The following is a 13779-nucleotide window of genomic DNA, read 5'->3' as shown; positions in this document are numbered from 1 at the left end:
GATCCTGATCAAGATACACCTTCACACGAGTTACGCAGTTTGCAGCAAAAGGGTGGGAATCTAAGCGAAAGACATGAGTTTTGTTATTTCTCTAGAGATATCATGCTTAATAACATCCCACTGCTGCTGATAAAAAGAGAAGCCTCCAGCAAGTCGTCTTTTAAATCTTTGAATCCAAGCCGAAATGGCAAGAAATATATGATTTCTTTGGGCTCGTCCCGTGCGAGACTGACAGCGTTCAAGACCGCATGTTTGCTTTAATTCCCGATGATAAACTTCGATTTTCCAACGCGATTTCATGACCAGTTCAATATGATCACGAGAGGGATTATCCCTATTGGTTCCGATATAATCCGTGCGACCGTTTTTGGCAACAAACCGGAAAACAGTAATCCATCCATATCCGCGTAAGTGAACTTTCAGTCCTTCATCTGGAATGTCCAGCTTTTCAAGAGTTTCTCCACGATTCACTTTCCTGTTTTTCTTCAACCCCATCACCCATGTCCAGCCTATGGATTCAATGGCCTTCAGATTATTCAAGCTCGAGTACCAAGCGTCTGCAACCACGTCATCCGGATTTATCCCTCTGTCTTGAGCCAGCTTTAACATTTCCCTGAAATGGTCATTCTTGCTTTTGCCATCGCTGGCTTTATCATAAATACGATAATCAACAGGAATAGAGTCATGACTCCTCAGGCCATGCCATACCAAATTGACAAGACCTATCCCCGCAATAACATCATGGGCATTCCCAGAATACTGATAATGCACAAGCTCTATCTTCTCGCTCCGATTTTTATCCAAAATTGTATCGTCACATACTAAAAAACAAGGTTCTTTCTTGTTAATAAGAGATTGAGTAAGATTCCACACTCCGCTCGGACGCAATGCACTAGAACTCAACCATCGATTGACGCTGTCATGCGACAATGGAATCGGTGACACCTCCGAAAGTGCCAACCCTGAATAGCGCACACTGCTGGCTTGTAAAAATGAACGATAAAGTGATTTTGTGCATTTGTGTCGAGACATCATTTCTTCTCATTTAATAAATATTCCCTCTCACCTTATCTCTTCTCTCTTCTCCTGCAAACTGCGTAACTCGTGCTTCATTCTTGCTGTTTGATGCCCCCAAAGCCTTTACACGAGTTACGCAGTTTGCAGCAAAAGGGTGGGAATCTAAGCGAAAGACATGAGTTTTGTTATTTCTCTAGAGATATCATGCTTAATAACATCCCACTGCTGCTGATAAAAAGAGAAGCCTCCAGCAAGTCGTCTTTTAAATCTTTGAATCCAAGCCGAAATGGCAAGAAATATATGATTTCTTTGGGCTCGTCCCGTGCGAGACTGACAGCGTTCAAGACCGCATGTTTGCTTTAATTCCCGATGATAAACTTCGATTTTCCAACGCGATTTCATGACCAGTTCAATATGATCACGAGAGGGATTATCCCTATTGGTTCCGATATAATCCGTGCGACCGTTTTTGGCAACAAACCGGAAAACAGTAATCCATCCATATCCGCGTAAGTGAACTTTCAGTCCTTCATCTGGAATGTCCAGCTTTTCAAGAGTTTCTCCACGATTCACTTTCCTGTTTTTCTTCAACCCCATCACCCATGTCCAGCCTATGGATTCAATGGCCTTCAGATTATTCAAGCTCGAGTACCAAGCGTCTGCAACCACGTCATCCGGATTTATCCCTCTGTCTTGAGCCAGCTTTAACATTTCCCTGAAATGGTCATTCTTGCTTTTGCCATCGCTGGCTTTATCATAAATACGATAATCAACAGGAATAGAGTCATGACTCCTCAGGCCATGCCATACCAAATTGACAAGACCTATCCCCGCAATAACATCATGGGCATTCCCAGAATACTGATAATGCACAAGCTCTATCTTCTCGCTCCGATTTTTATCCAAAATTGTATCGTCACATACTAAAAAACAAGGTTCTTTCTTGTTAATAAGAGATTGAGTAAGATTCCACACTCCGCTCGGACGCAATGCACTAGAACTCAACCATCGATTGACGCTGTCATGCGACAATGGAATCGGTGACACCTCCGAAAGTGCCAACCCTGAATAGCGCACACTGCTGGCTTGTAAAAATGAACGATAAAGTGATTTTGTGCATTTGTGTCGAGACATCATTTCTTCTCATTTAATAAATATTCCCTCTCACCTTATCTCTTCTCTCTTCTCCTGCAAACTGCGTAACTCGTGCTTTATTGCAAAACTAGGGATTTTTCCACTTGATCCCATTAGTCAATCTTTTACAAGGGCCGTCAAAACACTTCATAAATTCATAGGTGGGCGTAATTATAAATATCAGCTACCTTGGATCTTGGTTATGGGCGCCAAGGGATCAGGAAAGTCTTCTTTTATTCAAAGTCTCAATTTAGATTTACCATTGGGGCACCCTGGTTTTTCTGATGAGGATCAGGCCTTTTCCATGGTGGATTGGAATTTCTTTAATCACGGTATCTTAATTGAATCTGATGGCGGTCTTGTCATGGATAGTGAGAGTGCCCAATCGGATGAAGAGGATTGGCGCCTTCTTTTGGATTCATTCTCAAAATATCGACCCAAGCGTCCGCTTGATGGGATTATTCTCACTATCCCTTATGAGGAACTAATTGTAGATGGTAATTTCGATGTGGATGATCAAACTATGCGGTCTGAGTATCTCTATAAAAAACTATGGGAAGTTCAAAAAGTCGTTGGATTGAGATTGCCCATCTATATCGTTGTCACAAAATGTGACCAAGTGGCGGGGTTTGATAGTTTTCTTAAAAATCTCCCAGTTGATTCGTTGAGCGGTATGTTTGGCTGGTCTAATGGCAAGTCTCTCGACGTCGTTTATAGGCCAGATTGGATTTCGGAAGCTTTTGATACAGTTGAAAATGAGCTTTATCAAGCTCAAGAAGAGATTTATACTCAAGGCATCACGCCATTTGATCGTGCTGGTGTTTTTCTTTTCCCCTTAAGTCTCAATAAGTTAAAAGAGGGTCTTCAGGTTTATTGCGATCATCTTTTTAGAGATTCCAGCTATCATGAATCCTTTTTCCTAAGAGGAATATATTTTACTGGAAATTATGAGGATGAGGCTACGAAAACACCTCAGATTATTTTGCCGTCTCATGAGGGGCACACGCCCTTTAATTTGAATATGGAATCCCTTTCCAATATTGCTTTTACAACGTCTCTTGTTGAGGACAAAGTCTTTAGAGAGGTGGGACTGGCTCGCCCTGTGTCTGGTGTGCTTTTGGGAAATACCAAAGCCTTGAATATTGCAAAAACAGGGGTAGCTGTGGGGGCTATTATTGGAACACTGGGGCTTTTAAAATCAAATGAAAATTTAAGAGTGGCTAATATGAACCTCTTGCCCACCCTTCAGCAAATTGAGGTGCAATTGGAAGGTGTTTCGGATTCAGGTGACTCAAAATCAGATCAAAGAGCTTATTTTGACAATCATGCCCAGATTTTATTAGACATTATGTCAAAAATTCAAGTAAATAGCCTTTTTTCTGTTTTTATTCCCTCGTCATGGTTTAGCGCATTGGACGTTAAAATTCAAAATGTAATGACGCTCGCTTATGATCAAGTTGTTTTCCAATCTCTTTATGCAGAGCTCAACGCAAAGGCGACAAATCTTGTGAGTTTGGTTTCCTCGCAAGGTGGAGTTTTGGATAAAGTGGGTGTGCATTCTCAAGACCCATTGGCATCTCCTGAGTTTTATACTTTACAAGATTACGTGAGAGAGATCACAACTTTTGAAAAGGTGGCAGAAAAATTTAATTTGCTCTCCATGGCTTCAACGCCTGACGATATCGGAAAAATTATAAAATACCTTTTTAACTATGACTTACCTGAATCATTTTACGAAGAGGATGAATACTATAGTTTGGCCCTGCTTCACAGCCGTGTAAAGCGTTTTGATTTTGATGTTTACCACAATGCCGCCAATTCAAAACTGCATACTCTTTTTCAAGCTTTTGAAGATGTTGCGTTCAATGTTGATTATATGGTGCCAGGGCTTAATGACTTGCAGTCTGCATTCCAAAAACTGAGGAGGGGAGAGGGGCTGGCTCAGCTTGAAATGGGAACATTGCGAAGTGTTTCAACTGCGCTGAATACAACATTAAATTCCATTAATAATCCCAGTTTAAATTGGATGGATGCACAAACATTTGATCCAGGTGAAGAATATGATGCTCTTATGAATAATATTGTAGGATCTCGATATTTCTTTGACAATCAAGTGGCCGAAACACTAAGGGCTGAGGCAGAGAAAAGATTTGTGCAATTTGAATCCGAATTAGCATCGTATCAATCTCCTCTCACAAAAGGGCCTATTTTTGAAATTGACTTAGGGAATATTATCTCAAATCCCTCGCAAGGGACTTTGAAACTTCAAGGAGATCTAAATTTATTTTTCTCACAACCCTTCATGGCAAATGCTCCCGCTGAAAACCTGATAACCGTGATCCCTGCGGGCTCCGTTTTGTTGTGGGACGCCTCACAGCTTCAAAAAGCTGTGGATATGATTGCATCCTATAATGAGTTTCTTTCTTCAAAATCAATGACGTTTCCCAAAGTTCTACAGTCAATTTTAACTTATACAGCCCGTGAAAGGTTGAGCCAAAATTTAACGACAATTGTTGCAAATTCTCAAATTCTTGATTCAAGTATCGCTCAAACATCTTTGATGTCACCAGAAGATGCACTTTTGTCTCAAGTCCAAAATTATCGTATTACGCTCCCTCTCTTGGAGCAGATTTTTGGAGCTTTGAGGATTAATCGAGCCAATACAACCTATGCACAATTAAAATCTCTTGTCACACGGCAAAATTATGCTCTTCTCGAGAAAATAGATAAAATCTTTGAGGATGATCATCCTTATGCCATTAAAGATGGAAATTTTGACTGGTGGGATGGTGCCAATCCTCCCTCATTGGATGCTTTTGGGGTGGATACGCTTCCAGATCTTAAAAGCTATATTAATCTTCAACGAGAGAGGATTCGCTATCTTTCAAAAGAATTTGCAGATCCTGTCGTTCAAATTTTAACGCTCATCAATAAAGAGGGTATGCCTGCAAATCTACCCCTTGTGAATAAATGGAATGGGATTATAGGGGCCGTTAATGGTTATGCCAGCAAGGCACAGGGAGATACAATCATAACCCTTGAGAATTATATTGAAAATACGTTGAGTGGAATTACATTATCCGCCTGTCCTCAATTGGCCAACGCAGTTGCGCCCAATAGTTTTACTATGGATTATTTCACGACAGCTTTACAAAATATGCAATTGTCTTTGGCTCAGCAGTGTCACAAACTGGCTGATTCATCCTCATCAGAGTCTTATGATATGCTGGCGAGTTATTTTAATGCTAATCTCGCTGGGAAATTTCCCTTTGTTGAGGATCCCAAGGGGGTGGCTCCAGACGCTTTGCCCAGTGATATTCAAGGCTTTTTTGATTTGATGGATAAGTATGGGGCGACAGTGACTAGTCTTCTCAAAGAAGCTAAAAATCTTGGAGCTGCTGGAAATCGGGCCTCTGAATTTATTGACCAAATGAATATGGTCCGAACATTTTTTGGAGGATTCTTGGTCAAGAAAGATCCTTTGGCAAAACCAGCTTTTGTTTTCAAAGTTGATTTTCGTGTGAACAAAGACCGAGAAGTTTTGGGCAATCAAATCATTGATTGGACCATGAACCTTGCAGGTAATAAAATTGATTTCCGTGATCCCTTGGGTAGTGGATTTTGGCAATACGGAGAACCCGTTTCTGCCGAGTTCCGGTGGGCTGCCAACAGTCCTCTTGAGCCGACCGGTTCTCGCGATAATCCCGCTCTGCAAGTGGATGGAAACTCCGTTTCATTTACCTATCCGGGACAGTGGGGTCTTTTAAGGCTTCTTTTGAATCAACCCGCCGCTCTTTCTGATTTTAATAGTTTGATCGATAATCGCCCCACGACTTTGAAATTTAAGATTCCAGTTGCCTCTTCAGGTGATATCTCTGCAACTTTAGTTCCTCAAAATGCAGAAGTCTTTGTGAGGGTGACTCCACAACCTTTGCAAAATGCAACTCAAGCGCAAAAACTTCTTTCAGGAGATGCAAATCCAGGGGAAAGTGCAAAGCTTTTAGATGCAAGTAAAACAAGTCCTCTTCCCGCATTTCCAACATCGGCTCCAGTCCTTAAAAAAGGAGAAAGCTCATGAGTCGTGAAAACGGAAATGGAAACGGTCAAGATTGGAATCTGAAAAGCCTTTTAACTCCTTTTCGAGGTACAGATCCTGCGGGTGAATTTCTTCGCTATACGGAAGTTTACGATCAAATCCGAGAAGCCAGACGCGAAGATGATGCGTCATTACCACAAGGGATTTGGCAGACAGAAATTAAAAAAGCGGATTGGGACCAGCTTGTTAAACTAACCTACAATGCGCTTTTAAATCGCAGTAAGGATTTGCAGATTGCAGTCTGGCTTACGGAAGGTTGGATGTATACAGAAGGCGTGGCGGGGCTTTCTCGGGGGCTTGAGCTGATTTATGGGCTCACTAAAGGTTTTTGGGATTGCGCTTATCCAAAACTTGATGCTTCAGGATATGAACACCGCATCGTGCCCTATGATTGGATTAACGATCGCTTGAGTGATGATGTACCCTATATTCTTATTACGATGCCTTCAGAATCTCCGATGGTGCCCTATCGATTAATTGATTGGAATGAGGCCAATCGCATTGAGATCCAAAGTCGCTCAAGCCCTGAGCGCGCAAAGATATTAGCAGAAGCTCAAGAAAAAAAGCGCCCTACGGTGGCAAAACTTAAGGATGGCATTAATAAAACGCCTGTTCTTTTTTACGCTCATATCCTCGAGGAGTGCGACCGTTCCTTGAAATTACTTAATTTGTTGGATGAGGAGCTTAAACTTCACCTGGATGGAGAATCCCCAAGCTTTTACAAAATTCGTGAGAAAATTGAAAATTTTCAAAGATTTGCACGCGGAGTCGTGAGCGAAAGGGGAACCGCAAAAGTTGCCAATATTAAGACTTCAAAATCTGCAGCACCCGTTGTGGAATCCATGGGAACTTATACTATTAAAACGCCCAATGAATTGGGCCCCATTCAATCCCGTGAGCAAGCTTATGCACGTCTGAAAGATATTGCAGATTATTTAGCCAAAGTTGAACCTCACAGTCCAACGCCTTACTTAATTCGCAAAGCTGTGACTTGGGCGAATAAACCTCTTGGAGATATATTTAAAGAGGTTGTTGAAACACAAAATGATGTTAATTCCTTTATAAAGCTCATTTCGAATGCGGAAAATAAGTAGAATCAAAGCCCCCGTTCTAAGGCTGTGTTGCACAAATCAGGTGTTAGGGCCAGTTTGGGTGTGAGAGGAAAAAAAGATCAAGGGGAGGGTTGGGATCTGGGGATGTCCAGGAAAATCATGTAGGGGTTTGTCCGAGTTCAGATAGAAGTGAGACAAAATTAGTAGGGATGGAGATGAGCTGAGTGCGCCCCCAAATTGCGCTGTAGCGAAGCTCATCTCCATTGCCCTACCAAAACCAGGCCTCAAGAATAGGAAATGTAAAAAAAATGTAAAAAACCTATTGATGGAGGATTGGCTGAGGATCCACGGATTACATAAAAATATGCATAGGCTTTATGCATATGCGCGTACACAAGACTATTTGGACGTCTATTGCAAACGGTATGAAGACGGCGTGAGGCGCTGGAAAAAGCTGAAATCTGAAAACGTTTGCGATGCGACATGCCAAGAAATTTGCGGCATGTCCCGCGCAACTTATTATCGCCACAAAAACATTCTGCGTGATCTTGACAAAGGGATTGATCCTCCTTCAAAAAAACCAAGAAAACTATAGTACTTCTCCATTATATGGATAGATATTGGCTGAGGAGTTTATCAAGGAGTTGATGAAGGTTTTCTGGGTTTTGCTGGACGAGGGGGCGGAGGATGGATTTGATTTTGTGCCACCAATGTTCGATAGGATTGAGGTCAGGAGAGTCAGTTGGGAGAAAGAGGAGATGGCAGCCAAATTTCTCAATCAAATCTTTCGTTTTTGGCGATTTGTGAAAGGCGGCATTGTCCATAATCAGGGTGGTATTTTTTGATAAATTCGGCAATAAAACCTCCTCAAGCCAAGCATTAAAAAGATCTGCATGACATCCACCTTGAAAGGTGAAAGGCGCCACGAACGCACCCTTCATGAGACCGCCAATGATACTGACATGCTCTCTTTTTTGGCCCGGGATCTCCGCGTAAACCTTTTGTCCGCGCGGCGCCCAGGCATGCTCTCGATAAAGGCGATTATCAATCCCAGCTTCATCAATCCACACGATTGTTTCAGGATCTATTTTCTCAAGCTGTTTTATAAATTCGGCCCGCTTGTCTTCGTTACGTTCTTTGTAAAGCGTCGTCTTTTTTTCGTGTAATGTTTAAACGTTTAAGCCATTTACTCACGTTTTGGAATCTCAACCCCAAAGCTTCGGCGATTTGTTTGAGCGTATGATCCGGATTTTGAGCGACGTAGTCTCTGAGTTTTTGCTCATCGACTTTACGCGGATAAGAAGTGCGTTTTTTCGGTTTAATATCCCCTTGTTTATGAAGACATATCCATCGATAGATCGTGGCTTCTCCAACGTTAAAAACCTTTGCAGCCTCCCGCTTACGGCCGCCGCTCGTAATGTAGGAGATGACCTTTTTCCGCAGGTCTTCCGAATATGCTTTTACCATTCCCTCCTTATACCTAAACTTTTCCTAAAAATCTATCTATTTATAGGGGAAGGACTATAAACAAACCGCGCTGGAGAGAAGCAGAACTTCAGCTTGTGAAAGTGCGCCGCGAAAATCCCACCTATGGCAAAGAGAAAATCGCCATCATTCTCAAGCGAGACCATGGGCAAATCCTGAGCGAAAGCACCGTCGGCCGTCTCCTGACCTCCCTCAAAAACAAGGGTCTTGTGCAAAAATCACCCTCTGCCCTGAGAACAAAAAGAAAAAGACGTTTGAAAGCCATGCAAAACCTTGGACTTTCAAGGATTATAAAACGATGACGCTTGGTGAGCGGGTGCAGATTGACCACATGACAGTCACCAAAAATGGCATCTGTTTCAAGCACTTCCAGGCTTGGGAAAGAGGCTAGAAATTTATCTATGCGGCCGTATTCTCCCATGCGAAGAGTGCCAGCGCCAAGCGCTTCTTGCTTGAGTTTGTAAAGCAGGCGCCCTTTAAAATTCACTCCCTACACGTCGACGGTGGCTCTGAATTTATGGCAGAATTTGAGGAAGCCTGTGCAGAAATTGGAATTCCGCTGATTGTTCTGCCCCCCAAAAAGCCCACTTACAACGGCGGCGTTGAGCGGGGAAATCGAATATTCCGGGAGGAATTTTACAACAAAAACAACCTCCTGGCTGATTCCATAGGTTCTATGCGCTTTGAGCTCTCTCAAGCTGTCTCAAATTCTTATCGGCCTCATTGCGCCTTGAAAGGCCTCACTCCTTTGCAGTATATTCACTCTCATATTCTCGAATCCTCTTGAGTCTCATTCTATATGAACTCCTACAATCGATATTGTAGGGCTTGCATTTTTTTCTGAGATTAGGCTATAAGTGCAAGCGAAAACCACACGCAGAGATGGGGCCTTGTATCAAGCCCTTCCGGTGTTGAGATTGTCTCAGCTTCCCCTCTGCGGCGGATTAACCGGAAAAGGAAACACTTTATTATGACATTACAAACATTTTCTATGCGCCAGCTTTTAGAGGCAGGAGTTCACTTTGGTCACCAAACCCGTCGGTGGAATCCTAAAATGGCACCCTTCTTGTACGGAACTCATGGTGGCGTTCACATTATCGATTTGCGTCAAACTGTCCCTATGCTCCATCAAGGCTTGGATGCTATTAAGCAAGTTGTTGCTAATGGCGGTAAAGTTCTTTTTGTAGGAACAAAGCGCCAGGCCAGTGATAAGGTTCGCGATGCGGCAAGACTTTGCGGTCAATATTATGTGAATCACCGTTGGCTCGGCGGAATGTTGACCAACTGGAAGACAGTTACGCAGTCCATTCGTCGTTTGAAAGAGCTTGAAGAGCAATTGGATGGCGACATTCATGGTTTCACAAAGAAAGAGCTTTTGACATTAACACGCGAGCGCGAAAAACTTGAGCGCGCTTTGGGCGGAATTAAAGATATGGGCGGTCTTCCTGACATTATTTTCGTGATCGACACCAACCGTGAAGAAATTTCTATTAAAGAAGCAAATAAGCTGAACATCCCCGTTGTGGCAGTGATTGACAGTAACTCCAATCCAGACGGCGTGGATTATCCTATCCCTGGAAACGATGATGCGACCCGCGCCATTGATCTTTACTGCGATATCGTAGCTGGTGCCGTTCTTGAAGGTATGAAAGCTGAAATCGCTTCCAAAGGTGTTGATATTGGAGCTCTTGCTGAAGTCTCCGTTAAGACTGCTGGTGATGACGAAGTTGAAATTGAGATCATCGTTGTGGAAACTCAGGTCGAGACGGAAAATCAACCTTCTGCATAACAAAAATGAAATTTGAATAAGGAGTAGAGTCGTGAGTGTAACACCAGCATTAGTGAAAGAACTGCGCGAAAAAACGGGCGCAGGTATGATGGATTGTAAAAAAGCATTGGCGGAAGTCAATGGCAGCCTTGAACATGCCGTTGATTGGCTTCGGAAAAAAGGTCTTGCGGCTGCGGCTAAAAAATCAGGCCGTGTTGCGGCTGAAGGCCTCGTTGGCGTTGCCGTTTCTGGCGCAAAGGGAGCGATCCTTGAAGTCAACGCGGAAACTGATTTCGTTGGACGTAACGAGCACTTCCAAGAGTTCGTGAAAGCGGCCACAAAGTTGACTATGGATGCCAAAGGTGACTTGGAAACGTTAAAGACATTAACTTATCCTGGAACATCTGAAAACATTTCTGAGCGTTTGACCCAATTGATTGCAACTATTGGCGAGAATATGGCATTGCGTCGTTCCGGTTTTTTGGAAGTCAAAGACGGCGTTGTTGTCTCTTACCTTCACAATGCGATCTCTCCAGAACTGGGGCGGATTGGTGTTTTGGTTGCGCTTGAGTCTACAGCATCGAAAGATGAATTGACCCAATTGGGCAAGCAAATTGCAATGCATATTGCTGCTGCGCGCCCTACGGCTTTGAAGACGACAGATCTCTCCTCAGCAGATGTTGAGCGTGAGCGCGCGATTTTCAAAGATCAAGCAATTGCGTCTGGCAAGCCTGCAGAGTTTGCTGACAAAATGGTCGAAGGCCGTATTCGCAAGTATTACGAAGAAGTTGTTCTTGAAGAGCAAGCTTTCATCATGGATCCAAAATCTCGCGTGAAAGATGTCGTTGAGCAAAAAGGAAAAGAGCTTGGATCTTCCGTTGTTCTTTCCGGATTCCTCTCATTCGCATTGGGCGAAGGCATTGAAAAAGAAGAATCTGATTTCGCTGCAGAAGTGGCATCACTTGCAAAATAAGGAAAATCTTGTGTTAAGTCCTAGTTTCGATCCCAAAATTCAATATAAGCGTATTCTCTTGAAACTTTCAGGGGAGGCATTGATGGGGGGGCGATCCTATGGCATAGATTTACCCACCATTGAGCGCATGTCGCAAGAAATCAAAGACGCCCATGATATGGGTGTTGAGATTTGCATTGTAGTCGGTGGTGGAAATATCTTCCGAGGCCTTAAGGGCGCTGCAGAGGGCATTGAGCGCTCAACATCTGATCACATGGGAATGCTTGCAACCGTCATGAATTCGCTTGCACTGCAAAGCAGCCTTGAGTATTTAGGTCTTGAAGTTCGTGTGATGTCTGCAATTCCTATGCATTCCATTTGTGAACCGTATATTAGAAGACGGGCCGTCCATCATATGGAAAAGGGACGCATCGTGATTTGTGCGGCAGGAACGGGAAACCCCTATTTCACAACTGACTCTGCTGCAGCGCTTCGCGCCTCAGAACTTCATTGCCATGCACTTTTGAAAGCAACAAAAGTGGACGGTGTTTATTCTGCAGATCCGATAAAAGATAAAGACGCCAAATTTTATGAAAAATTGGGTTATATGGATGTACTCACGCAAGATTTGCAGGTCATGGATGCGGCCGCTATTTCTTTGGCCCGGGAAAGCAAGATTCCGATCATTGTTTTCTCGATTCTGAATCACGATGCGTTGATTGATGTTGTGAGAGGTCGGGGTAAGTTTACGGTCGTATCTTAAAATCATCGTATTGCCTCTTTTGAAAAGAGGTGTTTATATGAAGTTCTCAAATTATTATAATGAGGAATAACAAGTGCCTAACACTCTTCTCGAAGATATCAAACGTCGAATGACTGCGTCTTTGGACGCGGCGCATAAGGATTTTTCAGGTTTGAGGACAGGTCGCGCGGCACCTAGTCTTTTGGAAGCCATTGTGGTTGACGCTTACGGTGGAAAAATGCCTTTGTCCCAAGTGGGCAACATTAACGCACCAGAGCCCCGTGCTTTGTCTGTGCAAGTTTGGGACGCATCCTTAGTCAGTCATGTCGAAAAAGCAATTAGAGAAGCAGGGTTGGGATTAAATCCCTCATCTGCAGGGCAAGTCATTCGCGTGCCTGTCCCTGAGCTCAGCGAAGAACGCCGCAAGGAAATGGTCAAGGTTGCCGGAAAGTATGCAGAAGCAGGACGGGTTGCCATTCGTGGTGTTCGCCGAGATGGCATGGACAAAATTAAGCTTATGGAAAAAGACGGACACATCTCGGAAGATGACCTTCACCGTTTGTCAGATGATATTCAAAAAATGACGGATGATTTTATTAAAAAATTGGATGAAGCCTTAGTTCATAAAGAAAAAGAAATTTTGCAGGTGTGATGGTTTTACGCGATGAGGTTGTTTATTCTAGCATCACGATAAAGGAATTCGGTGCGCGAGTGTTGACCTCAGAAGAGAAATATAGTTTGTTAAGTTTGTAGGGTATATAAATTTTAACATAGTTTTAATTTTCAAATTGTTTTGAGGTGTGTCTATGACCAAGGGTTCTCCTTCTCTTTCACATGTTCCACAACATGTTGCCATCATTATGGATGGGAATGGTCGATGGGCCCGAGAGCAAGGACTTTCTCGTCTTGCTGGTCATCAAAAAGGCAGCGAAGTCGCGCGCGATATTATCCGTGCTGCCGCGGATGCTGGGGTAGGATATATCACGCTCTTTGCGTTTTCGTCAGAAAATTGGCGCCGTGATCCCGATGAGGTCACAGGTCTTATGGCTCTTTTAAAACATTACCTTGAAACAGAAGTGGAAACGCTCCATCAAGAAGGTGTAAAATTGAGAATCATTGGGGAACGTCATCTTTTGCCCAATAATATTTTAGCACTGATTGAAGATGCGGAAGCCAAAACACGGACGAATAAAAAGATTGAGCTCATTATGGCGCTCAGTTACGGCAGCCGGGCAGAGATTGTGAATGCAGCCCGAGAGATGGCTCAAAAAGTTAGAGATCGCCGTTTGGAACCAGAGGATATTACCGAAGAGGCTTTGTCCGCCCATCTTTATACGTCTGATGTACCGGATCCAGATCTTTTGATTCGCACCAGCGGTGAACAACGCATTAGTAACTATTTATTGTGGCAATTGGCTTACACAGAATTTGTGTTTGTTAATAAATACTGGCCCAATTTTACACCTCAAGATTTTCTCGAGGCCATAGAAGTCTATCACGGCCGTGAGCGTCGGTACGGAACGGCGGCGTAAT

At 43.3% G+C, this 13779-nt stretch carries 12 protein-coding genes and 1 pseudogene; 9 read left to right on the top strand and 4 right to left on the bottom strand.

Going from position 1 to position 13779, the window contains the following annotated elements:
• Nucleotides 1-60: 60 nt before the first annotated feature.
• Both Bealeia2_RS06125 and Bealeia2_RS06120 read right to left on the bottom strand, forming a co-directional pair.
• On the bottom strand, nt 61-1032 hold the full coding sequence (locus tag Bealeia2_RS06125) for an IS701 family transposase (protein WP_422388038.1): 972 nt from the start codon (nt 1030-1032) through the stop codon (nt 61-63).
• Nucleotides 1033-1179: 147 nt separating this feature from the next.
• A complete protein-coding gene (locus Bealeia2_RS06120) occupies nt 1180-2151 on the bottom strand; it encodes an IS701 family transposase (protein ID WP_422388038.1) in 972 nt (323 codons plus the stop codon).
• A 202-nt stretch (nt 2152-2353) separates the two neighbouring features.
• Here Bealeia2_RS06120 and Bealeia2_RS06115 point away from each other — a divergent pair, with 202 nt between their 5' ends.
• The 3 genes from Bealeia2_RS06115 (at nt 2354) to Bealeia2_RS06105 (ending at nt 7894) form a co-directional block, all read left to right on the top strand.
• Complete coding sequence (locus tag Bealeia2_RS06115) at nt 2354-6229, top strand: type VI secretion system protein (protein ID WP_331256203.1); 3876 nt, start codon at nt 2354-2356, stop codon at nt 6227-6229.
• Nucleotides 6226-7341, top strand: coding sequence for a type VI secretion system protein TssA (gene tssA, locus Bealeia2_RS06110; RefSeq protein ID WP_331256202.1), 1116 nt, complete (start codon nt 6226-6228; stop codon nt 7339-7341). The genes Bealeia2_RS06115 and tssA overlap by 4 nt, the downstream gene beginning before the upstream one ends.
• Before the next feature lie 283 nt (nt 7342-7624).
• The gene (locus Bealeia2_RS06105) at nt 7625-7894 is read left to right on the top strand and encodes a hypothetical protein (protein ID WP_331256201.1); all 270 of its coding nucleotides are present in this window, start codon (nt 7625-7627) and stop codon (nt 7892-7894) included.
• Between the two features lie 10 nt (nt 7895-7904).
• On the opposite strand, the gene Bealeia2_RS06100 is transcribed toward Bealeia2_RS06105, so the two are convergent.
• Nucleotides 7905-8405 (bottom strand): IS630 family transposase, encoded by a 501-nt coding sequence (locus Bealeia2_RS06100; RefSeq protein ID WP_331256568.1) that lies wholly within the window; start codon nt 8403-8405, stop codon nt 7905-7907.
• 22 nt (nt 8406-8427) lie between these two features.
• Complete coding sequence (locus Bealeia2_RS06095; RefSeq protein WP_331255234.1) at nt 8428-8766, bottom strand: IS630 transposase-related protein; 339 nt, start codon at nt 8764-8766, stop codon at nt 8428-8430.
• 59 nt (nt 8767-8825) lie between these two features.
• Here Bealeia2_RS06095 and Bealeia2_RS10660 point away from each other — a divergent pair.
• The 6 genes and pseudogenes from Bealeia2_RS10660 to Bealeia2_RS06060 form a co-directional block, all read left to right on the top strand.
• Nucleotides 8826-9571, top strand: a pseudogene (locus Bealeia2_RS10660) (integrase core domain-containing protein); the annotation flags it as partial.
• A gap of 183 nt (nt 9572-9754) precedes the next feature.
• Nucleotides 9755-10573, top strand: coding sequence for a 30S ribosomal protein S2 (rpsB, locus tag Bealeia2_RS06080; protein WP_331256198.1), 819 nt, complete (start codon nt 9755-9757; stop codon nt 10571-10573).
• Between the two features lie 31 nt (nt 10574-10604).
• Nucleotides 10605-11525 (top strand): translation elongation factor Ts, encoded by a 921-nt coding sequence (gene tsf / locus Bealeia2_RS06075; protein WP_414437851.1) that lies wholly within the window; start codon nt 10605-10607, stop codon nt 11523-11525.
• Between the two features lie 10 nt (nt 11526-11535).
• Nucleotides 11536-12267, top strand: coding sequence for a UMP kinase (pyrH, locus tag Bealeia2_RS06070; protein ID WP_331256197.1), 732 nt, complete (start codon nt 11536-11538; stop codon nt 12265-12267).
• A 109-nt stretch (nt 12268-12376) separates the two neighbouring features.
• A complete protein-coding gene (frr, locus tag Bealeia2_RS06065; protein WP_414437866.1) occupies nt 12377-12898 on the top strand; it encodes a ribosome recycling factor in 522 nt (173 codons plus the stop codon).
• A 154-nt stretch (nt 12899-13052) separates the two neighbouring features.
• Complete coding sequence (locus Bealeia2_RS06060) at nt 13053-13778, top strand: isoprenyl transferase (protein ID WP_331256195.1); 726 nt, start codon at nt 13053-13055, stop codon at nt 13776-13778.
• The last annotated feature ends 1 nt before the right edge of the window (nt 13779 follow it).

Source organism: Candidatus Bealeia paramacronuclearis (assembly GCF_035607555.1).
In the GTDB taxonomy this organism is placed as follows: Bacteria; Pseudomonadota; Alphaproteobacteria; order UBA9655; family UBA9655; genus Bealeia; species Bealeia paramacronuclearis.
The sequence above is the reverse complement of the archived record's forward strand: the minus strand, read 5'-3'. Positions and strand labels throughout refer to the sequence as shown.

What these genes read in the sequence shown, in the direction of transcription:
- tssA (WP_331256202.1), top strand. Translation starts at nt 6,226, where the DNA reads ATGAGTCGTGAAAACGGAAATGGAAACGGTCAAGATTGGAATCTGAAA.
- frr (WP_414437866.1), top strand. Translation starts at nt 12,377, where the DNA reads ATGACTGCGTCTTTGGACGCGGCGCATAAGGATTTTTCAGGTTTGAGG.
- Bealeia2_RS06120 (WP_422388038.1), bottom strand. Translation starts at nt 2,151, where the DNA reads ATGTCTCGACACAAATGCACAAAATCACTTTATCGTTCATTTTTACAA.
- Bealeia2_RS06105 (WP_331256201.1), top strand. Translation starts at nt 7,625, where the DNA reads ATGGAGGATTGGCTGAGGATCCACGGATTACATAAAAATATGCATAGG.
- Bealeia2_RS06125 (WP_422388038.1), bottom strand. Translation starts at nt 1,032, where the DNA reads ATGTCTCGACACAAATGCACAAAATCACTTTATCGTTCATTTTTACAA.
- rpsB (WP_331256198.1), top strand. Translation starts at nt 9,755, where the DNA reads ATGACATTACAAACATTTTCTATGCGCCAGCTTTTAGAGGCAGGAGTT.
- Bealeia2_RS06115 (WP_331256203.1), top strand. Translation starts at nt 2,354, where the DNA reads ATGGGCGCCAAGGGATCAGGAAAGTCTTCTTTTATTCAAAGTCTCAAT.
- Bealeia2_RS06060 (WP_331256195.1), top strand. Translation starts at nt 13,053, where the DNA reads ATGACCAAGGGTTCTCCTTCTCTTTCACATGTTCCACAACATGTTGCC.
- Bealeia2_RS06095 (WP_331255234.1), bottom strand. Translation starts at nt 8,766, where the DNA reads ATGGTAAAAGCATATTCGGAAGACCTGCGGAAAAAGGTCATCTCCTAC.